The sequence below is a fragment of the Butyricimonas sp. DFI.6.44 genome, assembly GCF_022132345.1.
Classification (GTDB): Bacteria; Bacteroidota; Bacteroidia; order Bacteroidales; family Marinifilaceae; genus Butyricimonas; species Butyricimonas muris.
This window is the reverse complement of the sequence record NZ_JAKNJD010000015.1, coordinates 1-22,582: the sequence shown is the minus strand read 5'-3', so window position 1 is coordinate 22,582 and position 22,582 is coordinate 1. Positions and strand designations below refer to the sequence as shown.

The 22,582-nt window shown below is 41.4% G+C and carries 20 protein-coding genes and 1 tRNA gene; 3 read left to right on the top strand and 18 right to left on the bottom strand.

The genetic code is table 11. The features are described 5' to 3' along the window. Positions 1-23 precede the first annotated feature (23 nt). From L0M98_RS18800 to L0M98_RS18755, 10 genes are all read right to left on the bottom strand, one after another. Complete coding sequence (locus L0M98_RS18800; protein WP_099289775.1) at positions 24-1,166, bottom strand: TDP-N-acetylfucosamine:lipid II N-acetylfucosaminyltransferase; 1,143 nt, start codon at positions 1,164-1,166, stop codon at positions 24-26. Between the two features lie 4 nt (positions 1,167-1,170). Further along, positions 1,171-2,229, bottom strand: coding sequence for a serine hydrolase domain-containing protein (locus L0M98_RS18795; protein WP_176554840.1), 1,059 nt, complete (start codon positions 2,227-2,229; stop codon positions 1,171-1,173). A 107-nt stretch (positions 2,230-2,336) separates the two neighbouring features. Further along, the gene (locus L0M98_RS18790) at positions 2,337-2,951 is read right to left on the bottom strand and encodes a GNAT family N-acetyltransferase (protein WP_099289773.1); all 615 of its coding nucleotides are present in this window, start codon (positions 2,949-2,951) and stop codon (positions 2,337-2,339) included. Further along, entirely contained in the window at positions 2,951-3,910 is a 960-nt protein-coding gene (locus L0M98_RS18785; RefSeq protein ID WP_227217321.1) for a hypothetical protein, read from the bottom strand. Before L0M98_RS18785 ends, L0M98_RS18790 begins: the two co-directional genes overlap by 1 nt. Continuing rightward, a complete protein-coding gene (locus L0M98_RS18780) occupies positions 3,903-5,099 on the bottom strand; it encodes an ATP-grasp domain-containing protein (protein WP_227217322.1) in 1,197 nt (398 codons plus the stop codon). The genes L0M98_RS18785 and L0M98_RS18780 overlap by 8 nt, the downstream gene beginning before the upstream one ends. Then, entirely contained in the window at positions 5,096-6,211 is a 1,116-nt protein-coding gene (locus L0M98_RS18775; protein WP_227217323.1) for a DegT/DnrJ/EryC1/StrS family aminotransferase, read from the bottom strand. Before L0M98_RS18775 ends, L0M98_RS18780 begins: the two co-directional genes overlap by 4 nt. Beyond that, positions 6,201-7,655, bottom strand: a complete 1,455-nt coding sequence (locus L0M98_RS18770) for a lipopolysaccharide biosynthesis protein (protein ID WP_227217324.1) — start codon at positions 7,653-7,655, stop codon at positions 6,201-6,203. The genes L0M98_RS18775 and L0M98_RS18770 overlap by 11 nt, the downstream gene beginning before the upstream one ends. Before the next feature lie 3 nt (positions 7,656-7,658). Beyond that, the gene (gene rfbA / locus L0M98_RS18765) at positions 7,659-8,546 is read right to left on the bottom strand and encodes a glucose-1-phosphate thymidylyltransferase RfbA (protein ID WP_099289768.1); all 888 of its coding nucleotides are present in this window, start codon (positions 8,544-8,546) and stop codon (positions 7,659-7,661) included. 12 nt (positions 8,547-8,558) lie between these two features. Beyond that, the gene (locus L0M98_RS18760; RefSeq protein ID WP_227217325.1) at positions 8,559-9,251 is read right to left on the bottom strand and encodes a hypothetical protein; all 693 of its coding nucleotides are present in this window, start codon (positions 9,249-9,251) and stop codon (positions 8,559-8,561) included. Positions 9,252-9,260: 9 nt separating this feature from the next. Further along, on the bottom strand, positions 9,261-9,893 hold the full coding sequence (locus L0M98_RS18755) for a UpxY family transcription antiterminator (RefSeq protein ID WP_317198069.1): 633 nt from the start codon (positions 9,891-9,893) through the stop codon (positions 9,261-9,263). Positions 9,894-10,359: 466 nt separating this feature from the next. On the opposite strand from L0M98_RS18755, the gene L0M98_RS18750 reads away from it, so the two are divergent. Beyond that, positions 10,360-12,060, top strand: coding sequence for an outer membrane beta-barrel family protein (locus L0M98_RS18750; RefSeq protein ID WP_227217326.1), 1,701 nt, complete (start codon positions 10,360-10,362; stop codon positions 12,058-12,060). A 75-nt stretch (positions 12,061-12,135) separates the two neighbouring features. Here L0M98_RS18750 and L0M98_RS18745 read toward each other — a convergent pair whose 3' ends face one another. Next, entirely contained in the window at positions 12,136-12,981 is an 846-nt protein-coding gene (locus L0M98_RS18745) for a 3-hydroxybutyryl-CoA dehydrogenase (protein WP_099289765.1), read from the bottom strand. A 38-nt stretch (positions 12,982-13,019) separates the two neighbouring features. Beyond that, entirely contained in the window at positions 13,020-13,799 is a 780-nt protein-coding gene (locus L0M98_RS18740) for a short-chain-enoyl-CoA hydratase (RefSeq protein WP_099289764.1), read from the bottom strand. A gap of 103 nt (positions 13,800-13,902) precedes the next feature. On the opposite strand from L0M98_RS18740, the gene L0M98_RS18735 reads away from it, so the two are divergent. Beyond that, entirely contained in the window at positions 13,903-14,499 is a 597-nt protein-coding gene (locus L0M98_RS18735; RefSeq protein ID WP_099289763.1) for a MarC family protein, read from the top strand. Positions 14,500-14,549: 50 nt separating this feature from the next. Here the strand turns inward: L0M98_RS18735 and L0M98_RS18730 are convergent, their stop codons facing one another. From L0M98_RS18730 to L0M98_RS18710, 5 genes are all read right to left on the bottom strand, one after another. Then, positions 14,550-15,200 carry a tetratricopeptide repeat protein gene (locus L0M98_RS18730; RefSeq protein WP_099289762.1) on the bottom strand — a complete coding sequence of 217 codons (651 nt, stop codon included), beginning with the start codon at positions 15,198-15,200 and terminating at the stop codon, positions 14,550-14,552. Between the two features lie 190 nt (positions 15,201-15,390). Further along, positions 15,391-16,746 carry a porin gene (locus tag L0M98_RS18725; RefSeq protein WP_227217327.1) on the bottom strand — a complete coding sequence of 452 codons (1,356 nt, stop codon included), beginning with the start codon at positions 16,744-16,746 and terminating at the stop codon, positions 15,391-15,393. A 24-nt stretch (positions 16,747-16,770) separates the two neighbouring features. Continuing rightward, positions 16,771-18,192 (bottom strand): glycerophosphodiester phosphodiesterase family protein, encoded by a 1,422-nt coding sequence (locus L0M98_RS18720; protein ID WP_099289760.1) that lies wholly within the window; start codon positions 18,190-18,192, stop codon positions 16,771-16,773. Between the two features lie 21 nt (positions 18,193-18,213). Next, complete coding sequence (gene glpT / locus L0M98_RS18715) at positions 18,214-19,560, bottom strand: glycerol-3-phosphate transporter (RefSeq protein ID WP_099289759.1); 1,347 nt, start codon at positions 19,558-19,560, stop codon at positions 18,214-18,216. Positions 19,561-19,608: 48 nt separating this feature from the next. After that, complete coding sequence (locus tag L0M98_RS18710; RefSeq protein WP_227217328.1) at positions 19,609-21,186, bottom strand: glycerol-3-phosphate dehydrogenase/oxidase; 1,578 nt, start codon at positions 21,184-21,186, stop codon at positions 19,609-19,611. Positions 21,187-21,532: 346 nt separating this feature from the next. Here L0M98_RS18710 and L0M98_RS18705 point away from each other — a divergent pair, with 346 nt between their 5' ends. After that, positions 21,533-22,306: a DeoR/GlpR family DNA-binding transcription regulator gene (locus tag L0M98_RS18705; protein ID WP_099289758.1), complete on the top strand. Its 774-nt coding sequence runs from the start codon at positions 21,533-21,535 to the stop codon at positions 22,304-22,306. Between the two features lie 117 nt (positions 22,307-22,423). Here L0M98_RS18705 and L0M98_RS18700 read toward each other — a convergent pair. Further along, positions 22,424-22,497, bottom strand: a tRNA-Met gene (locus tag L0M98_RS18700). Between the last annotated feature and the right edge of the window lie 85 nt (positions 22,498-22,582).

Here is a 22,582-nt window from a genome sequence, read left to right as displayed (position 1 = left end):
ATATCTTTCATTCAATTCATCAACTACTCATTAAAAAAAGACGGCATAAATTGATCATAAAGGATTCTATTTTTGATACTACATTCTTTATTATGTTTCTGTTCTTCTACCGTTAACGGTTTTAAATCCTCCATCGAGTGCAAATCATTCTCAAACGAAAAAAGGATATAACCCTTCTCTTTGTAATACTGCAAAAGATTATTATTTTCTCGTAGAAAAACTTTTACACCATTGCGAAGTAAAGTAGATATATTGCCAGAAGCTTCTTGCCTCCTTGCCCCAAATACAGCAACCTCCACGGAAGTAATCAATGCAAAATATTCATCCCGCGGCATATATTCAAATATCGGTTGAAATTGACTGGCAAATAACTTCTTTCCTATTTTTAAAACGTGATTTCTTACTCGAGGGCTGCCATAAGAAAGTGGTACTATTTTTTTATAACTATTTTTTGCATCCAAACTAGCTATTTTGTTCATTATAGTACAATGATTTCCTGTATTAGAAGCTTGATGATTAATCATTATCGTTCTCGAGCTTCTGGCAGGCAATTTTTCTCCATGCCCCGGTTCCTCTTGTCCGGTATAAGCCGCATATGCAAAAAATTTATATTTTATATCAGTATGAAAATAAGACTGTAATAATTCATAATCTTTATAATTCCAAAAACAAAAGTAATCTACCATAGGTAAAAACTTTTTCAATAGATCTGCGAATACCTTTTTCCCATACCATATCCGTTTTACGAAATAACTATATCGATTCGAAGAATAATAGGTTTGTAACAAAAATGGATTTACACCCCCATCCACGAGTTTATATTTCCCTAATTGCCCTAACGCAAAATAAAGTTCATATCCCCAAAAAATCCAATAAACTTTAAATTCACCATGTTTCTTTAAATATTGAAGACAATCCACGAAACTTGGTTTTATGCCATGTATAATAATTTTATCAATATGATGTTCAATACACAATTGATGAACTTTAGGAAAATCCTCTTCCTCCAAGGGAATACCCAGTAAACGTTCATCGTCTTGTAACATTTGAAAATCCTTTTTTTCCTTATTTACGATAAACAGATTTTGTCCCGGGTAATACTTCTCGAATACTTTCAGGCTATTATTTATAAAATTACCATCAAAACACAAATGTAATATACCCATATATTTAGTTCTTCCTTATAAAATTATCGTATAAACAATTTATCACTCTCTTGTGAAGATCTTGATAACCATCCGCGGATTCCGAAATACAGCCATTCGTAATAACGACAAAACCATATTTTTTCTCCGGTTGGAAGATCATCGCACTAAATAACCCATAAGCTCCACCGGTTTGCCCGCACAATATTTCTCCGGAAATAAGTCCTTTATATTCCCTAAATGAAAGAGCATACCCGGATTCCGGTGTAACCACCTGTCGTATAAGCTTCTCACTTTTTTTGGTAATAATCCGACTATTATTATCCCTGCCTCTTTGGATATGCATAATCATATACTTCGCCAAATCTTCAGCCGATATTTTCATACCACCGGTCGGGGATAAAAGAGGAGTATAGGAAGCCAACCTGTAATTATTCAAATAATCTTTATATGATTTATACGCTTCAGGCATCAAATTGAAACGTTTTGTGCTTGCATTATATTTATACAATGGGACAAGTAAATTACTATCTAATTGCTCCACGTTAAAACTACAATTAAGATTTAACGGCCCTGTTACATACTTTTCTATATAGACATCAAATCGTTCTCCGGATATTTTCTCAATAATGGCTCCTAACAAGTTATAATTGTAATTACAATACTGATATCCCTCTCCCGGGGCATAATCATTATAGCACGATTGATAATTTTTCCCTTTTCGGGGGCTTATGTGATCAAAAGAATGGTATCCCTGACTATCGTTTATACTCGAACGATGGGATAATAACATTTTTACAGTTATCGGGATTTCCGGGTACTTCGGATTGGACACCTTGAAATTCAAATAACGATTTATATCATCATTCAACGCTAACTGACCTTTTTCGATCAACTGAAAAATAGCCGTAGCCACAAACGTTTTTGAGATTGAGGCAATTCTAAAGATATACCCGTTTCGTAACGGTTCTTTACCATTTCCATTGGACGTATCAATTGACTTATAACCCAAAGATTCATTATACACGATTTGCCCTTTATCCACCACAACAACAGACAAACCGATAGCGTGTAATTCTTCCATGATTTTTTTTAGCTCGGTTTGCACCTTGGTATCCTTGTCCGTGGCAATAGAATGATTACCCCAAAAACCAAGCCAAAATATCAATAAAAAACTTCCGATGAAATGCATTACTTGTTTCTCAACCGTTTTCTTACAATTTCTATCTGCCGTGCAAAAGCTCTCAAACTATATTGTCCTTCCTCCAACAAACGGTAGTAATCTTCGCGTAATAAAGAAAACATGAATTGGTCATGATAAGTTCCGTTTTTATACACGGCCTGCCTTTTTATACCTTCTAATTGAAACCCACAGGCTTCGATCATGATTCTGGATGTTTTATGTTCCGCGAGGCAGGCTGCAGTAAAACGATTCATGTTCAAGTGATCAAATACCAATTCTCGAATAAGTCTCCCTACCTCATGTCTTATTTCTCCGTCCCGGTATTGCTTATCTCCAATAACAACCCCACCCCCGTGAGCACATCGACTCACGTAATCAATATCATTAACGGATGTATAACCAACCATCCGACGACTTTCATCATTCAGACAAACAGACAGATAAATCTCTTTGGTGTTATTCATCATCTTTTGTCTAACCCACTCTCTCTCCATTTCTAAAGAAACATACCGAAAATTACCGGAAAGAAGTTTCTGCATTTCCGGATCATTTCTCCATTGATTTATTAAAATATAATCTTCGGGCTCGAATCCCCTTAAAAATATTTTATTCTCTTCCATCATTAATTATTTATTACATTCAAAATACGCTCCATGTCACAACTGCCGTACCGCTGGTCAATCGGCAAAGGCAATATATCATCAGCCAAACGACACTCCAACGCATCGGAAGCACACCATTGAAACACATTCGGCCAATAGGTGGCTACATATATTTTATCAACTATCAACTTCTTTCTTATATCAGCACCTTCCCTCACGCGATAAGGATATACCATAGGACAGGAAAAGGATATGTTCAAATCCAATAGATTGGAAGTACCTAAATGTTTATGCAAATACGCGAAGTTCTTCAGTCTGCGCTCTCTAACCTGAATAAAATCAATGTTTGAAAGTAATGCACGAGTCAACAAAGACATTTCCCTCACAGGTTGCATCACAAGTTGGCCACTGTTTGCTCTAAAATCAATATACCCGTCTGACGCCGGTTCATCATAGCGTCTTAAAAGATGTTCGCATCGACAATAAGATTTATCCAACTCGTAAACTTGCCTCTCCAATGGCAAATCTTCATAAGCAATACCCCCATCAGGTATCCCGACAAACTTCCGGGGACTATACAGGGTTGATACACCTTTGATAACCTCCGCGTACAAAGCCTGAGCATTATCCACGACCAGTTGACTCCCGTATTGTTCTGAAAGATAATGGACATATCTATCTTTCACGCCGAAATAATTTGTATAAAGAATATATTCCCCCTGTTGCAATTCTATTAACTTCTGAAGTTCCAGTTGCTCGTCAATCGAATAAAAAGAATAAGGCAGATTCAATTTCACAAGAGGCTCCAAGACGGTATCGCACGTGTAATATGGTATCCACAAACGACTGATATTCCCTTTTGCCCGAAGTATATACTCCAAAGCATTTCTTCCGGAATTCAACAATACCCCGTTATCATGCATAAAACTGCCTTTATTCGACAATTCCAGCTGAAAATATCCCCCGATTTCTTTATGCATTTCCTTGCTCTACCATTACTTCAACATAAGTCGACGGTGTTTCAAAAAAAGCATCCATATCCTCCCGGGTATCAAACTCCAACAACAATATTCCAATTGTTTGGTTGGAACCTAAAAAAACATCTATTTTATCTCCCTCGTTCAGGAATATATAGGAATTATTCACTCTTCCTTTAAAATGCCCGGATAAGCAATATCCTTTATATATCCCGGGGATATGACTATGCAACGCGTAATAAGCAAAAACATGCTCATTAGAACCGGGCGTTACAGGAATCGTGTTTCCCAAAGAAGCCTCGACAGCCAAGGCGACCATATTCACGCCGGTATAATTTTGTATTACTTCCGGGATGCAATTTCCCCCGTTGCGAGGACCAAGTTCCATAAGATAAACATGATCGTTTTTATCGACCATCACTTCAAGATTAAAGGATAAATTTTTTAAACCGGAAAGCTGAATCGCCCGCTCGATATCATCCGTAATATTCTTTTTCAAAACGGAAGATAGTAAAGAAGGAAATTTCATCCCGCAGGGGACATAGCCATTAATACTCTCATCTACAACCTGATCTCCATAACATACAAAATCCAACCGGGAAGTACCAAAAAAACCATCTCCCCCGATCTGGGGTCCGACTTTTTCAATATATTCTTCTATCAACACAATTTTAAGCCTAGAATACGACAGAGCATAGTGAAAAGCCCCCGCAAGCTCATTCTTATCCGAAACTTTAGAAATTCCTTTACTACCGGACGAATCTACCGGTTTTATCATGACCGGGAACCTCCATTCATCTGTATTCACTTCTCGAACATCAAGATAAGGTTTTGCTTTCGGGACACGGAAATCGTTTTTTCTTAAAAACTCCCTCCACAAATGCTTTTCCCCTAAAAGGACAATCTTATCATACGGATTTCCCGGCAAACCTAATTTTTCACTGACATAAGCTGCCGTGGGAGCTGCCGGGTCTGAAGCGAAACAAAGAATCCCATCCACATGAAGAGAGCGAGCCAATTCCAAAACTTTCTCTTTATCAGTAGTACTTACATTATAATATTCGTCAGCCCATTTATGCCCCGGATTACCCGGTAAATAATCACAGGTTATAACATGATAACCTTGTGATTTAGCGTATTTAATAGCCGGTACTTGAAAATATGTACCACCAAGAATCAACAATTTTTTCATTGACCGGATTGAATACAATTCAAGATCTTATCAATATCATTCTCCGTTAACCCGTAATACATTGGTAAACAGATGACACTATCCGCCATTTTCACAGCAACAGGAAGATGCACCGGGTTGGCGGATTCCAATCCCCGGTAAGTAGAAAACTCCGTGATCAACGGGTAAAAATAGCGACGCCCCAAGATATTCCATTCTTTCATTCTGAAATAAAGTTCATCGCGAGTCATCCCGTATTCCTCGGCATCAATAAAAATTGGGAAATAAGAATAATTATGGCGGATTCCCGGCATATCTTCCATGACACGGATACCCTTTATATTCCGGAGTCCTTCCCGATATTTTACAGCCACCTGCTTCCGACCTTCGATCGCGGCATCCACTTGTTTTAGATTTAACAAACCGTAAGCACTCCTCACCTCGTCCATTTTTCCGTTAATACCGGGCGCCACGATAGTCACCTCATCCGCGAAACCGAAGTTTTTCAAATAATCAATCCTCTTTTTGGTCTTTTCGTCGTGATACACCAAAGCCCCGCCTTCTATCGTGTTATAAACTTTAGTCGCGTGAAAACTCAACGTGGACATATCTCCGGCATTCAAAATAGATTTTCCGTTTACCTCCACACCAAAAGCATGGGCGGCATCATAAATCACTTTCAACCCGTAAGTATCGGCTATTGCTTGAATACGTCCCGTGTCACAAGGTTTTCCGTACACGTGGACAGGCATAATTGCCGTGGTTTTAGGAGTTATTGCCGCCTCGATTTTATCCGGATCAAGATTGCAGGTTTCGGGATCAATATCCACGAATACCGGTTTAATACCATTCCACCACAAAGAATGTGTCGTGGCGACAAAACTATAAGGAGTGGTAATGACCTCTCCCGTTATTCGTAAAGCCTGCAACGCACACATTAAAGGTAAGGTACCGTTAGTAAACAAACTAATGTAAGGCACTTTTAAATACTCGCATAACGCGGCTTCCAGTTCTTTATGAAAACTCCCGTTATTGGTAATCCACTTTTTATCCCAGATACGTTTCAGTAAATCGTTAAACTCATCAAGATCCGGGAGTAATGGGGAGGTTACTGTAATTTGTTTATCTTCCATTTTTAATTTTTTGTAATGCTGACAAGGCGATCGTTTTTATCTCGATATATTCCTCCCGACGAGTCATCTCGCACAACCCCAAGGCGATACCTGCCCCGATAAATAATTGAAGCGGAAGTAAGAGGAAAGGAGATAACGGAAGGTATGAAACCGCGTAAACAACAACGGCCATCACACCCCCGATGCAAAAAGAAGGATATATATCTTTGATCTGCATTTTCATGGTATAGTTCAAGAACTTACCGGAGTAATAAGCATTTAGATAATAAGCGACAAAACCCGTGCTCACGCTCCCCCAAAGCATCCAATAGATACTGATAAAGATACCTAACAGAATAGGTCCGACAGCAATGATCTTCTTTAGAATTTCCAATTTCAGGAATAAGTCTGAACGCCCCTGTACTTGCAACATGTTCAAGTTGATAGCGTGTAAGGGATACAACATCATGTTAAAACATATAATAGGCAGTAAACCTGCCGCGATCAGCCATTTCTCCCCGATTAAAACCAATATCATCGGTTTGGCAATAGCGGCCAATCCCAACATACAAACAAAAGTAATCAACATCGTAACCTTGATCACCCTTTGGTACGCCAACTTCAATCGTTCCTTATCATCTTGAATAGAACTCAACACCGGATAACTCACGCGTTGCACGATGGTAGTCAGGTTACTGGAAAAGATGGCACCAAATTGTTTGGAACGGGTGTACTGTCCTAACATTTGCGCACTATAACATTTCCCGATAACCACTTGAAAAATTTCTTTCCAAGTCGTGTTGATCAGTTCTGATACCAATAATTTCCACCCGAACCCGAATAATTCACGAAAGCTTTGCCACGAGAATTGCAGTTTGGGAAGCCATTTATTATAAAACCAAAGAAAACCGGTGTTCAGTAATTGCCGGGATATCTGTTGCCCGACCAAACTCCATACCCCCATTCCCCCGAATGCCATACTGATTCCGATAATTCCACTCGAGATAGAGGCAATTAAAGAGACTTTAGTCTGCGTCTTGAAGTCAACACGCTTCATTAAGATCGTCTGTTGAATAATAGCAAAAGCATTAATAATCAACACTATTCCCATAACACGGGTTAAGAGAATCAATTCCGAGTTATCAAAAAAACGGCTGATAGCAGGCGAACAAGCAAAAAGAACAAAGAATAATAAAATACTCAACAGCAAGTTAGAAAAAAACACCGTGCTGTAGTCTACATCTTTAGCGTTGTTCTTTCGAATCAAAGCATTAGAAAAACCGCTGTCAACAATACTATTGAACACGGCTATGAATATGGTAATAATACCTATCAAACCGTATTCTTCCGGGGTAAGTAATCTTGCCAATACCAACCCGACCAGAAACATTATTCCTTGGTTGGCTATATTATCGGCAAAACTCCAAGCTGTACCCTTTATTGTCTTTTGCTTTAATGAAGACATGAACTATCTACCTTTCAGTTCTTCAACGACACGAAGCAGATACTGCCCGTATTGATTTTTTATCATCGGTTGTGCCACATCCCGCATTTGTTCTCGAGTAATCCACCCTTTACGATAGGCAATTGCCTCCAGACAAGCAATTTTCAGTCCTTGGCGTTTTTCGATTACTTCAACAAAAGTAGATGCTTCAGCCAAAGATTCGTGAGTTCCCGTGTCCAGCCAAGCAAACCCTCGTCCCAACAATTGAACTTTCAGTGCGTTATCTTTCAGGAACTCCTGATTAACCGTGGTTATCTCCAATTCTCCACGAGCGGAAGGTTTGATTGTTTTAGCCACCTTCACAACTGAATTAGGATAAAAATACAATCCCACTACCGCGTAATTCGATTTCGGTTCCCGCGGTTTTTCTTCTATGGACAGCACGTTCCCCTCCTTATCAAATTCCGCCACGCCATAACGTTCCGGATCAGAAACCCAATAGCCGAAAACTGTCGCTTTACTTTCTCGTTCTGCCGTCTTCACGGCTTCGGACAAAAGTTTCGTGAAGAAACTACCATAAAATATATTATCTCCTAGTACCAGACAAACAGGATCTTCACCGATAAACTTTTCACCGATAATAAAAGCCTGTGCTAACCCATCCGGACTAGGCTGTTCCGCATACTCGAAACGTACCCCGTAATCATCCCCGTTCCCAAGCAAGCGTTGAAAAGCAGGCAGATCCTGCGGGGTGGAAATAATCAAAATTTCACGTATTCCCGCTAACATCAATACTGATATCGGATAATAGATCATGGGTTTGTCATACACCGGCAACAATTGCTTACTTACCCCTTTGGTAATAGGATATAATCGAGTTCCGGACCCTCCGGCCAATACAATTCCTTTCATTGAAAATAATACTTATGAATTCAAATTCATTTCCTCGTATTCACGAGCAGACAATATATCAAACTGCAATGCCAATGTACAAAGGTCATCGGGCTCTTGCTCTACAATTATCTTTTCCAAAAACAACGTATTTTCGTCGGTATTCCTATTACTTCCGACAATATTGTAATAGAAGTCCACGGCACGATTTTTTCTCCATCCTTTTTCCACATTTATAGTGAATTTCTCCTCCTCCCATTCATGGATGATGTGCCACGCAAATTCCAAATACTTCTCTTCATTCATGAAATAATAACAGCTGCACAACATCCGACACATTTCAGGGGTACGGCAAGTTTCAACTGTTTTGTCCCCGTTTTCCAATGCTCGGAGAATCTCGCAAGCCTCATCCAACGCCTTATTTAGAATATCCATATCCGAATACGTCAAATAAGAATCCATCAAATCCGCCACATGCCCTACCCGTTCTTCCACGGAGATTGAAGTACTTCCCAATTGAAGCGACAAAACATTCGCGATCTCCCGTATACGTTCATGTATTTTCCACCGGGAAACATAACTATCTTCCAGCCAAGGAAAAACACGTACCATCGAATAAGCCGCCAAAAAACCATGCAGCAAACACGATAATGAAGACACGGGAAAATCTTTCACACGCGTATTCCATACCTTACGGTATAAATCCTTAAATGCTCTCGTATCCATTTATTATTATTATCCTATTTTCTCTAAGAATGACCCCGGAATATACGAGGTCGCTATTGAAACCACACCTTCCAACCGTACAATGACTCTTTTATGACCTTTGATTCGCAACAGTTCGCCTTCCAATCCCGCCAAAGGTCCTTTGATCACCCGAACCCGATCACCCCGTTTTAATTCTTCATTAATTACTTCCACCGTACTTTCCGAAAAATCAAGTAAAAACATAAAATCATTCATCTGTCTGTCCGGGACAATTAGAGAATGGCGGGTTACAGGGTCTTTAAGATAAACAACATTCACTCCCTGCTCATTAATTAATGAAAAAGCGGTTACTTGATCCGTTCGGATAAAAATTAAATGTGGTATTAATATCACTCGTACTCTTTTTTTACCGGCAGACGTCTCTCGAACCTCTTCCCGCATGGCCAGATAGTTCTCTATTTCTAGTCCATCCAACCGCTTCTTGATTGTTAATTCCTGGTTTGTCTTCGTGTAAGCCGCGAACCAAAATATTTTTCGCTCTCTATCTGACATTTTCAAAGTACCCTCTTGCATTAATAGATCATTCATTAAAACCGTCCGGATGCGCTTCGCGCACTGACCTTTTTCATCAGGAATCGACGTTTTTACCATGTGTTCCATATACCATCCTTAAACAGGTACAATATATGAAAACTGTCCTTTTGGGAAATTTCCACTATCCAACCAAGAGTTTTCAATGGCACTATTTACCCATGCATGTTATTTTGTAAATAAAAACAGAACCGCACGTTAATAATTTTCCACAATATCCGCTCTTTTTTGGACACCACAAAAGTATTGGCTGAAGCATGGAAAATGGTGACTTTTCGTAGACATTTACCTCTCTCTCGAAACCTAATACCACAACTGCAAATTGAAAAAATACGATTTATGACATTATTATTGAAACATGTGTTGTTTTTGTCGGATCGACAAGCATGCTCAATATTATTTTTCATACACACAAACTCGACATACCGACCTCCCTCTCTAATTTCTAATAAATCCTAAAAATGAACCATTCAACGCAAGGAATCTCGGGGTATTCTTGTCATATTCCTGTTTAAAAACAATAAACCGGATATACATGAAGAAAAAGGGCATTCAACTCATTTTCTCTTTCCTGACATTATGCGTGTGCTCCGAGATTCAAGGACAAGAGGACAGCAAAAAAGCAAAAGGCACATTCAATGGCTCGATCTCGTTGAATTATGATTTCACAAACAACTTCACAGGGAACATCAACTTGGGATACAATCGGAAGAATTGGGATTTATACATGGATTATTCCGGACATTCCGATCGGATTGAAATCAGTAGCGAACTATCACGTTATTTTCATGATAACAAAATATTCCAATCCATCGAAACCGAACAACATCATTTAAGCCATTTGATAAACCTTCAAATTAATCTGCATCCCTCTACCCGTAATTTATTTCTTTGGGACTTCAAGGTACACCTTCCTAAAATCACCACGAATCAGGAGATAGGTGATAATGAACATAACAGGATCGCTTTCGTCCGAAAAACATTTGAAACCTCCTTGGCTTACAAACACATATTCGAACAAGACAGGCAGGAACTGTCACTAAATGGTACTTTCTCGTACACGAAAGATTCCCATCCATCCAAATACCATGTAAATCATAATATTGTCCATGTATCCAACAGCAAAGAAATCCCTCGCTTCGTTCACCTGCAAATGGACTACATAGAATCACTATCCGACAAAAGACATTTGGAAACCGGAATCAAATTTTTCTCCCGCTGGAATAAAATAAATTATATCCGCGAGGAATCACCGGAAGAAAATTCAAACCACTCTCCATCCCGTGAGGTTCTAAACCATGATGAATATATCTTTTCGCCTTACCTTTTCTATTCCGATCAAGCGGGTAAACAGTTCCATTATAAAATAGGTCTGCAAGCCGATTACGATGATACAGGACATTTTTACCCGTATCCGTTACTGGCTGTCAGCTACTCGCTTGCAGACAATCAACAATTAGCGTTCCGCTTTACCCGGCAGTCCACACGACCGGACTACACGCAATTAACTCCATCTCTGACATATATCGACCGCGTAACATTCGAACAAGGTAACCCGACATTACGACCGGAAATTATGAATCGGGCGGAAATCAATCACTCGTATTCGGGTAAACAAATACAAGTAAACAGCACCCTCTACTTCAACGCAACCGAAAAATTCATTTCCCCGGTGTACTCGTTCACCCCGGACAACAGCTTACTCCTGAGTTACATGAACGGTATCATACAAAACGAAATCGGATTGGATATAGAAATTCCTTTTGAACCTACCCCGTGGCTAACCGTGCATCCCGCGTTTTCCTTCACACACACGCACTCTTCCGGCAAATCCGGGGATATCGATCTCCACACCAATGCTTTCTGTTGGAACAGCGATTGGAGGATAACTATAATTCCCCGTAAATACATGGAATTCCAAGCTAATTTCCGGTATCGTTCCCCTACAAAAGTTCCACAATTCAAGCTGGAAGAAGACTACTATCTTGATTTATCCGTCCGCCAAGGTTTCTTAGGTGATCGGCTTCAAATAAGCTTTTCCGTCACGGACGTTTTCGACACTTCCGAATGGAATATTCATTCCCTCAAAGGTCAACACTATCTCCAAAACTACAGTAAAGAAGCCACCCACGCCTATTGGATCGGACTGACATTTCATTTCAATTCTTACAAACCGCGACAAATAGTGGACGACCCGCATCCCGTCAAACGCTCTTCCGTTCGTTTGGGACAGTAAAAAAAGCGACGCTTGCTCATCCCGAACAGCGTCGCTTTCATATCACAATTTGCAACCAGCAATTTACAACCCCGATTATTTACGATAATCGTAGAAACCGATTCCGGTCTTGCGTCCTAACTGGTTGGCACGAACCATTTTGCGTAATAACGGATGCGGGCGATATTTAGAATCTTCAAACTCATGGAACAATACCTCCATGATTGCCAGACATACATCCAATCCGATCAAGTCGCCCAAAGCCAAAGGTCCCATCGGGTGATTGGCACCCAGTTTCATGGCCTCGTCAATCTCTTCCTTGGAAGCCACTCCATCGGCGTAAATACTGATTCCCTCGTTAATCATCGGAATCAAGATCCGGTTCACGACGAATCCCGGAGCCTCGTTCGCGCTTACCGGAGTTTTACCGATCTCGGTAGCGATAGCCATCACCTTGTCATGAGTTTCTTGAGAGGTCAATTGTCCCGTGATCACTTCTACCAACTTCATCATTGGCACCGGATTAAAGAAGTGCATCCCGATCACTTTATCCGGACGACTTGTAGCGGCACCGATCTCGGTAATAGAAAGAGAAGAAGTATTCGTCGCGAGAATAGCTTCCGGTTTACAGATAGCATCCAACGTCTTGAATATCTCGAGCTTAGTCGGCATATCTTCGGCAACTCCCTCGATTACCAAATCGACATCCTTACAATCCCCGTAATCCATCGTATCTTTGATACGAGCCTTTATCGCCTCTTTCTCCGCGGCTTCCATCTTGCCTTTTTCAACCAATTTGGAAAGACTCTTTTCGATCGTTTTATGAGCTTTCTCCAAAGATGCTTCCGAACGACCTTTCAACAGGACATCATGCCCTGCTTGGGCGAAAGTCTGGGCAATGCCATTACCCATCGTACCTGTTCCTACAACGCAAATTTTCATATTATCTAATTCTTTCGTTTATTAAAAAAATATCATTACTATCTTTTCTTGAAATCGGCATTCCTTTTGCCCAAAAATGCTTGCATCCCTTCTTTCTGATCTTCCGTCGAGAAACAAAGCCCGAACAAATCGGCCTCGATTGAGATCCCGGTATCTATATCCGTTTCGATACCCCGGTTTATCGCTTCCTTGGCATAACGAACGGCAAGCGGAGCCTTGGATGCTATCTTTTTCGCCATAGCCATACATTCATCCATCAAGACTTCGGGTGCCACAACTTTATTTACCAATCCGATACGATAAGCTTCTTCCGCGACAATAACGTCTGCCGTGTAGATCAACTCCTTTGCCTTACCGATCCCCACTATACGAGCCAGACGTTGAGTCCCCGAGAAGCCGGGAGTAATACCCAAACCGACCTCCGGTTGTCCGAATTTCGCTTTCACAGAGGCAACACGGATATCACAAGCCATTGCCAATTCACAACCGCCACCCAACGCGAAACCGTTCACGGCAGCAATAACAACCTTATCCAACAACTCAATTTTTCTAAAGACAGATGCTCCCAATTCACCGAATGCCTTTCCTTCGATAGCGTTCATCTCACACATTTGTGAAATATCCGCCCCGGCAACAAAGGAACGCCCTTCACCCGTCAGGATTACCACATCAATACTATTATCTTCTTTTATCTCGGCAAAGGCTGCATCCAACTCTTTCAATATAGTAGAGTTAAGCGCATTCAACGCTTCAGGATTATTGATCTTCACCGTGCAGATATTCTCTTGCTTTTCTATGATTAATTTCGTGTAAGCCATAGCTTTTCCGTATTATTATAATTCATTTTGATAACACCGTCCGTTTCCGTATCTTTGCACACAAAATTACAATATTAATTGAGAATAAACCAACCTTTTTGACATGAGTTTTTCAGAGTTTAGCATTCAGGAATTAGCAAGCGCGTTTATGGTACTTTTTGCAGTCATCGATATCACGGGCACAGTCCCCATTATCATTGACATTCAAAAAAACGGACACAAAATAAGTGCCATGAAAGCCGCATTGGCATCCTTTGCCATACTAATCGCGTTCCTGTATGTCGGCGACCGCCTGTTAAATTTGTTTAGCGTGGATATATCCTCTTTCGCCGTGGCAGGTTCACTCGTTATCTTTGTGCTTGCCGTGGAAATGATATTCGGTATACCGATCTTCAAAAATGACAGTCCTTCCGGTACTGCCTCCATTGTCCCTCTGGTCTTCCCGTTAATCGTGGGTGCCGGTACACTTACCACGTTGCTATCGTTACGTGCCGAGTATCATATTATTAACATTATTATAGCCTTAACGCTAAACATTATTGTTGTCTATTTCGTATTAAAGAATGTCACGCTGGTCGAGAAAGTATTCGGGAAAGGCGGAGTATACATACTACGCAAATTCTTGGGGATTATTCTTCTGGCAATTTCCGTGAAACTTTTCACCAGCAATCTCACATCACTAATCGATATTTTTAAATAACAAAGGGGCTGAATGCCCCTTTATGTTATACATGTAACCTGCAACAATCGCTATCTGCAATAGCGATTAATATACGCATTCACGCTGGTAACGCCTAAACTTTTTGCCTTCCGCCAATCAACACATGCCTCTTTCCGTTTACCCGTTTGGAAATAAGCAATGCCCCGGTTAGCGTAAATAGCCCCGTTGTCCTTGTTCAGTTTTAACGAATACGTGTAATCCGGAATAGCCTTGGCAAACTCGTTCTGTTTCAGATAGCAATTTCCCCGGTTCAAATAATAGGCGTATACCAATTCGTAATCCTCACCGTTCTTTTTCGAATAGTCAATTGCCAGAGAATACTCTTTCACCGCTTCCGTGTACTTTTTTTGATTTTGGTAAAGGTTCCCCAGATAATAACATAATTCATCGTCTTCCTCGAAAATTTTCTTTGCCTTAATCAAATAATCTTTCAATAAAGAAATCTGATTCGTGTGCGAACAGGCTACATTCAGTGATAAATAAACTTCCCTTAGCTTAGGATTCAAGCGATTTGCCGCTATTAACTTTTGCACGGCATCTTGATAATCCCCGTTTTCGATGTCTTTATTCGCTTCCTGCAACAACTCGATAGGCTTATTAATCGCACTTACATCAACTTGCCCCACCGCAAACTTTGCCACAGAAACCAACGCCACCAGGAGTAAAGTAATTCTTCTCATAGTTTTCCCGCTAAATTATAGATTAGTGTTTTGTGTGTATCAAAAGTCAAAAATAATAAAACGGAATTAAAAATGCAAGAGAAGAATTTAGTTTGTAAAGTTCATGAAATTTATAAAGTTCATAAAGTATGTCAAAAATAACATACCTTATGAACTTTAAATCCCAATGGGACAACTTTATAAACCTGTATTAGAACGATACCATCAAGCGCATCTGCAATTGATGAAAATTCTTATCCAAAGGATAATACACGTTCTTCAAGTTACTGTATTGATATTCACCCATCACCTTCACGTACTGGTTCAACGTGTAGTTAATCCCCACCGTGGCAGTATGCAAACGTCCTCCCCCGATGCTGGTCGAAACAGGCGGATAGTCGGAAACCACCCCGCCCGGATAGAATACATGTTTACCGATCAGAAAGAAATCCCCCTTGTTAATATCATTCAATTCGGTGTAGCTGTAGCGGGCAACAACCTCCAAGTCGCCCTTACTGTTACATCCTCCCAGCAAACCGTATTCATCATCGTACTCGTATGCATTTCCGCGAATCAGATATCCCATCTCCGCATAAGCACCTTGAAATTTAGAACTTCTTATCGGGTTACCCGCTAACCAAGACTCTTGCGTTGTCCAACTCCAAACTCCTCCCAATTGGTTCTCGAAAAGCTCCCGGTCATTTCTATTCTTGTAAATACGCTTATAAATATACTCCCCTCTAAAAAAGAAATCGTCAGATTTAAACAAAACCTCCGGTCCGAAAGTAATTGTATTCTTTGCCCAAGGTACATCAGCACTCAGGAATTTGGTCGTGGCATCCACGTAGGTCTGCATATTCGACTCCAATTCCATATTCGTCCGGAAAACATTATCGACCACTTCACCCGTGTTCGTTCTGGCATAATGAAAAGAAGCCCCCACGTGTAACGTGATATCCTCGTCATTAATCGGTTTGTACAACCAACGCCCGCTAAGACTCACTCCTTGGAATCCGGAGATTTGATCATTATACTTGTTCTCGGCGAAAATACCTTGATCGGCAAAGAAACTGGCATCGTAATACTTGTAAGTAATACCTAAACCGCGTCCGGCAGATAACGCCATGGCAGGAGCCGCACGGGCAATAAAATGATAATTATACAAGCTGGCGTTCAGACTCATGCTTGACGGTTCATTAAAATATCCCGCTTTCAAACTATGAATCGCGAATGGAGATTCACAGAAATTATACCGCACGAAAATATTCTTTTGGGTAAACTTGCCTTTCGAGAAATCGAAATCGGCATAAAAATAGAATTGTCTATATGTCAACGACGTACGGATACGGGCATCGGTAATCGCCGCACCGGACTTCATCGGGGTGTACTCCGAATAGTAATAAGCGACATCGGCAAACAGGCGGGCTCCTGCGGTAAACCGTAGTCCGTTTTCCTTATTTATATATTGTAGCAAGGGATTCGGCACATCCTCGACCTGAGCTTTTACCCCGTTAGATAACATCACGAGGGCGACCAACATCACGGGAAATAATATATATCTTTTCATACTGATCTGTATTTAAATGATGATTTAGTATCCTAACCTTTCTAACACAACTCTCGCATCCACCAAATCCTGTGATGCCGGACTCTTTCTCCATCCCTGCGTGATCATGTAATTGATACTCATGTCAGAGTGATTCGTGAACAACGCATCCAGATAAGGAGCTTTATACTTCCCGTCAATCTCCACGCCGAAATTATACTGGCCGAAATACTTTGCCATTTGGTCATACGTGTCAAAAGAATAAGGATGATTCTTCATTCCCGCTTTATGTATCAGATAATCCTGCCAAGGATTATTCAACTCCGGGTAATCATTCGGGGCTCCGGCAATACACGGTCCTATAAAATGTGCCTTGTACTTCACGCCCAAGTTGATAAATGAAGCGTATCCCAGCGGATCATCATAAGTCAGATCGGTTGCTCCCGTTCCTTTCCATAACAAGAAACACATCGGAACCTGCCCCTTGTAATGTTCGGCTATACGTACCAAACTCTCCAACGAGAAAGTCTGTAAAATCACCTTACCGTTCGTGTTCCCCGTGTTCACCTTACCGTTCACGTAGAAAGGCGTATTCTCCGCCTCCGGTTTAGTAATAATATTCATATCCAAACGATCCAACTCCTCGTAAACCAATTCCTCGAACCCGGTTGGATTCAACCACGGTTCCTTGAACTCGATATAGATACCCGGTCTGTGTCCCGTGTCCTCCGGATCCGCCTCGTACTCGAAAGTATACTTGATCAAATCGGCAGTACCACTCAAACTCTTGATCTTCTCCCCGGTTTTCTGGCCTATCGTGAAAACACGTTGTCCGTCGCCATCTCTCTTCAATATTTTCCCACGGGCGAAATTAACAAGGTCCTCCAAGGTAGAGACATACTGGTGTTGCTCCGAGAAACTCGGACGTGCCTGCTCGATACTTGTCTCGTTAAACCACGTTCCGGCATCCAGCATGGACAACTCCTCGTAAGTGTAATAAGCCGGGAGATTCGGTACGAAATTCTTGGCATCCACCCGTGTAAGAGAATCGGCCTCGGCCTCCGTGTACCCGATCTTCTGGTAATACGCTTTCCGTATATCAAACGGCAACGTCTCCCCGAATACGTTTTCGATATTCGTCGTGCGTTTCAGATTATCATCATGCAAAGCAAGCACAACCCCGTCCTTTGACACCTGCATATCACATTCCAGATAATCGGCACCAATCTCTCTTGCCCAGCGATAAGCGGCTTCTGTTTCCTCCGGTGCCCAGAATGTAGATCCCCGGTGTGCAACAACAGCATACTCCGGCACGTAATCCCTAACCTTTATCATGTCCTCCGTGAGATGATCGAGCTCCACCCGATCCACGTCAACATTGATATTGTTGAATTTTTGGTCTTCACACGACATGACGAAAGCTAATAGCCCGCATGCCATTGCTGCATAAAAAAACTTTTTGATCATAGTTTTTGAATTTTAGAGCGGTTAATGTTTGTTTTCTCCTTTCACTAAATATTGTTCCTCTTTCACGGTAAATGCGGTGAATACAAATGCAAGGGCACAAGCAACCAACAGGATGATAAAACTCCAATCCCATCCAAGGTTTTCAACCACGTACCCCATCATAATATTCGCCAAAAGCGCCGTTCCAAAAAAATACCCGAAAAATCCGGTCAACCCGGCAGCTGTTCCGGCAGCTTTCTTGGGGGCCAGATCGAGAGCGTGTACTCCGATCAACATCACGGGACCATAAATCAAGAACCCGATAGCAATCAATGAAATACTATCCATTACAAGATTATGATCCGTTTTCCAGTATATAAACACGAATAAAGCTACTAATACCATATAAGTCATCGTGGTAAGCGCACGCCGTCCCTTGAACAGATAATCACTCACGATACCACAAATGATCGTTCCGGGAATAGCCGCAATCTCGTAAGCCGAATAAATCCAACCTACCGCACCGCTATCATACCCCTTCACATCCTTCAAGTAGGTCGGGGCCCAGTCTAAAACCCCGTAACGCACCAGATAAATAAAAGCATTGGCAATCGCGATATACCACAATATCTTATTATTCAACACGTACTTGAAAAATATCTCTTTCGCCGTCAACTCTTCTTCCGACTTGGCACTATAATTCTTCGGGTAATCATTACGATACTCCTCGATAGGCGGTAAGCCTTCCGATTGCGGGGTATCCCGGATAAGCCAGAAAGAAATTACCACGATAACAAGAGCGACCACTGCCGGGAAAACAAACGTGGCGGTCTGCCATGAACCGAACCATACCAACCCCAGCGAGAACATGATACCGACCAAACTTCCTCCCACGTTATGCGCCACGTTCCAGATCGACATCTTCGTTCCCCGTTCGTTATGTGAAAACCAGTGCGTCATCACGCGCCCACTCGGGGGCCAGCCCATTCCTTGAAACCAACCGATCAAGAACTGCGTGACAAACATCATCACGATAGAAGATATTCCGGCACTCGTCCCCAAGAATAAGGTAACAAGAGCCGACAACAATAATCCTAACGGCAAAAATTTGCGGGCACTACTCCGGTCAGAAACCCCTCCCATCAAAAACTTCGATATGCCGTAAGCAATAGCATTTGCCGAAAGCGCCACTCCCAAATCTCCTTTGTCAAATCCCAGCTCCTGCAAATAAGGCATTGCCAGCGTAAAATTCTTTCTAACAAGATAGTAACCCGCATAACCGATAAAAATCCCGAGGAAGACCTGCAACCGCAATCGTTTGTATGTCGGATCGATCTTCTCCTTGGGCAATAAAGGCTTGTGGGGTTCAGGTTTTAGAAAACTCCACATGTCATCAATTTTTATAAATTATTATTTATACATATACATCAGCTAAGATCAAATAATGATCTTAGCCGCGATATAATTTTCTGCCAATTCCGTGAATTCCTTCACTTCTTCATCTATCCACGTCTGATCCTTCCCAAGTTCCTTGGCCATCACTTCCGCTACTTTCGGGGCTGCTTTAATAGCCTCTTTAGCATCAACGAACAACAAACGAACCCTTCGAGCAAGAACATCCTCGACCTCTCTGGCCATTTCTTTCCGAACGGCCCATACCACTTCGGCAACGGTATAGTCATATTTATCCGACAATTTTTCACCGTATTCCGGATGGTCCGCTATCAATTTCAAAATAGCGTCTTGATCACTTCCGTAAACGTACATATGATCTTTTAGGTTCGGATTCTTCCGATACCCGTGAATATGAAATTTCTTGGTGACACATTTCCTCGGCTCAACCAATTTAAGGGCTATCGCTTTATCCACTGTGTCCTCTGCCATTCTCCGGTAAGAAGTCCACTTACCTCCCGTGATAGTGACCAGATTATTGTCCGAAACGATAATCTTATGTCCCCGGGAAATCTCTTTCGTGCTTTTTCCCTCGTGCTTCGGCGCAGCCAAAGGACGTTGTCCCGCGAACACGGATTCAATATCGTCATAAGTAGGCGCCGGATCCATGTACAAGGATGCCGTCTTCAAAATAAAATCAATCTCCTCCTTCAACGGCTTCGGCTCAATCTCCGGAGTAGGACGCATGATATCCGTTGTCCCCACAACCACCTTATCATGCCAAGGCACGGCAAACAATACACGTCCGTCACTCGTCCTGGGTACCATTATCGCGTAATCACTTTTCAAAAATTTCATATCCAACACAAGATGTACCCCTTGGCTTGGAGTTACCATCTTACTATGTCCCGGGGAATCCATCGCCATCAAATCATCCACAAGCACCCCACAAGCATTGACCACGCTTTTAGCTGCCAGTTGCATTTCTTTACCCGACTCGGTATCCACGAATTTCACCCCGGCAACCTTTCCGTTCTTGTCATGTACGATACCCGATACTCGCGCCTTATTCAACACTACTCCACCATTCTCCACGCAAGTCTGTGCCAGATTTATAGCCATCCGCGAATCATCAAATTGTCCGTCATGATACACGATTCCCCCCTTCAACCCTTTCTTCACGGACGTCGGTAAATACTCCATTACTTTCTTGGAAGAAATAAACCTGCTCCTTCCATACCCGAAACCGAACGAAAGTAAATCATAAAAAGTAAGTCCGCAGAAATAAAGGAAATTATCCCAATACGTATAGTTTGATATTACAAATGCTTGATCTTTTACCAGATGCGGGGCGTTAGCTTTCATTCGCCCTCTTTCCCTCAATGCCTCCAACACTAAAGCAACATCTCCTTTTTGCAGATAACGTACACCCCCGTGTACCAACTTCGTACTCCTACTTGAAGTACTCTTTGCAAAGTCCGCCATTTCAAGAAGGGCGACACTATATCCCCGTGTTGCGGCATCAACCGCAACACCTAAACCCGTGGCTCCTCCTCCCACTACAACCATATCCCATACCTTCTCGGATTCTTGAAGTTTATTCAACATATCCTCTCGGTTCATAACGCAATTATTTATTTGTTTTACAATTAATTTTAAGTTCAACAACCAATCAATCCTACCTATGAAAGCCCCTCCATCCTCCTCGTGCCTACACACGGGTGAATCGGAATATTGAAACAACAATCCTTTTTCTGTTATTGGTCTACGTCAATTCAATAGATAAGAATTTGACTCCTTTGGTATCGAAATAATTTACGGAATTAGGCTATAAAAGTTTCTTTTTTTTTAGAAATTAGCAATATTCATTTAAAATAAATCACTATCTTAGTCATACCTTTTTGAGGGATGATCTAATATTTAGACGTACACGTAAGTCATTGAGTATATTATTGATAATCGGAATAAGATGAAATCATTATCTTTAAGTGAAAGACATAGCTACATACTTGATCTGTTGCGGCAGCAAGGCTCTGTTGCTGTAATCGATCTTGCCAATCAACTAAAAGTATCTTCAGTAACCATCCGCAAGGATCTCACGTTGCTTGAAGAAAAGAAAATGTTATACCGTACTCACGGAAGTGCGATTTTAATCAATCCTTATATTAATGATCGCCACGTCAATGAAAAAGAAAAATTCTATACCGAAGAAAAACGTCTTATCGGAATGCAAGCGGCTAATCTGATCACCCCGGACGATTCCATTATCATCGCTTCCGGCACAACCATGCACGCTTTAGCTCGCCAAATCGTCCCACAAGGACATCTTACAGTCATCACGGCTGCAATCAATGTAACGCATATACTTGCATGTAATAAAAACATTGATATTATTCAACTGGGAGGTCTAGTGCGTAATAGTTCTGTATCTGCCGTAGGAAGTTATGCGGAAAAAATGCTGGAAAATTTCTCTTGTAGTAAACTATTTATGGGAGTTGATGGTATTGATTTGGAATATGGACTATCTACAACCAATATGATGGAAGCCAACTTGAATCGAATTATGATGAAAGCTGCCCAAAAAACTATCGTCCTTGCTGACTCATCCAAGTTCGGACGCAGGGGCTTTGGAAAAATTTGCGATTTGGATGCAGTTGAACACGTCATTACCGATAGCCACATCCAACCCAAGATTTTGGAAGAGTTAAGAGAACGAGGCTTGGAAGTCACTATCGCAAATTAATCAAATACTTCAAGTATTTATATACTTTTTGAAACACACTCTCAATTTGTAGAAATCTAAAATCATTCAATCTAAAATAAAAAAAGTCTTTCAATACTGAAAGACTTTTTCTCTTCGTAGCGAGAGGCGGGCTTGAACCGCCGACCTCATGATTATGAATCATGCGCTCTAACCAGCTGAGCTACCTCGCCATAAATCACTGAACTTGTCCAGTGATTTGGAAATCTGGCATCGACCTACTCTCCCACCTCTCGGCAGTACCATCGGCGCTAACGG

What these genes read in the sequence shown, in the direction of transcription:
- L0M98_RS18800 (WP_099289775.1), bottom strand. Translation starts at nt 1,166, where the DNA reads ATGGGTATATTACATTTGTGTTTTGATGGTAATTTTATAAATAATAGC.
- L0M98_RS18795 (WP_176554840.1), bottom strand. Translation starts at nt 2,229, where the DNA reads ATGGAAGAATTACACGCTATCGGTTTGTCTGTTGTTGTGGTGGATAAA.
- L0M98_RS18790 (WP_099289773.1), bottom strand. Translation starts at nt 2,951, where the DNA reads ATGATGGAAGAGAATAAAATATTTTTAAGGGGATTCGAGCCCGAAGAT.
- L0M98_RS18785 (WP_227217321.1), bottom strand. Translation starts at nt 3,910, where the DNA reads ATGCATAAAGAAATCGGGGGATATTTTCAGCTGGAATTGTCGAATAAA.
- L0M98_RS18780 (WP_227217322.1), bottom strand. Translation starts at nt 5,099, where the DNA reads ATGAAAAAATTGTTGATTCTTGGTGGTACATATTTTCAAGTACCGGCT.
- L0M98_RS18775 (WP_227217323.1), bottom strand. Translation starts at nt 6,211, where the DNA reads ATGGAAGATAAACAAATTACAGTAACCTCCCCATTACTCCCGGATCTT.
- L0M98_RS18770 (WP_227217324.1), bottom strand. Translation starts at nt 7,655, where the DNA reads ATGTCTTCATTAAAGCAAAAGACAATAAAGGGTACAGCTTGGAGTTTT.
- rfbA (WP_099289768.1), bottom strand. Translation starts at nt 8,546, where the DNA reads ATGAAAGGAATTGTATTGGCCGGAGGGTCCGGAACTCGATTATATCCT.
- L0M98_RS18760 (WP_227217325.1), bottom strand. Translation starts at nt 9,251, where the DNA reads ATGGATACGAGAGCATTTAAGGATTTATACCGTAAGGTATGGAATACG.
- L0M98_RS18755 (WP_317198069.1), bottom strand. Translation starts at nt 9,893, where the DNA reads ATGGAACACATGGTAAAAACGTCGATTCCTGATGAAAAAGGTCAGTGC.
- L0M98_RS18750 (WP_227217326.1), top strand. Translation starts at nt 10,360, where the DNA reads ATGAAGAAAAAGGGCATTCAACTCATTTTCTCTTTCCTGACATTATGC.
- L0M98_RS18745 (WP_099289765.1), bottom strand. Translation starts at nt 12,981, where the DNA reads ATGAAAATTTGCGTTGTAGGAACAGGTACGATGGGTAATGGCATTGCC.
- L0M98_RS18740 (WP_099289764.1), bottom strand. Translation starts at nt 13,799, where the DNA reads ATGGCTTACACGAAATTAATCATAGAAAAGCAAGAGAATATCTGCACG.
- L0M98_RS18735 (WP_099289763.1), top strand. Translation starts at nt 13,903, where the DNA reads ATGAGTTTTTCAGAGTTTAGCATTCAGGAATTAGCAAGCGCGTTTATG.
- L0M98_RS18730 (WP_099289762.1), bottom strand. Translation starts at nt 15,200, where the DNA reads ATGAGAAGAATTACTTTACTCCTGGTGGCGTTGGTTTCTGTGGCAAAG.
- L0M98_RS18725 (WP_227217327.1), bottom strand. Translation starts at nt 16,746, where the DNA reads ATGAAAAGATATATATTATTTCCCGTGATGTTGGTCGCCCTCGTGATG.
- L0M98_RS18720 (WP_099289760.1), bottom strand. Translation starts at nt 18,192, where the DNA reads ATGATCAAAAAGTTTTTTTATGCAGCAATGGCATGCGGGCTATTAGCT.
- glpT (WP_099289759.1), bottom strand. Translation starts at nt 19,560, where the DNA reads ATGTGGAGTTTTCTAAAACCTGAACCCCACAAGCCTTTATTGCCCAAG.
- L0M98_RS18710 (WP_227217328.1), bottom strand. Translation starts at nt 21,186, where the DNA reads ATGAACCGAGAGGATATGTTGAATAAACTTCAAGAATCCGAGAAGGTA.
- L0M98_RS18705 (WP_099289758.1), top strand. Translation starts at nt 21,533, where the DNA reads ATGAAATCATTATCTTTAAGTGAAAGACATAGCTACATACTTGATCTG.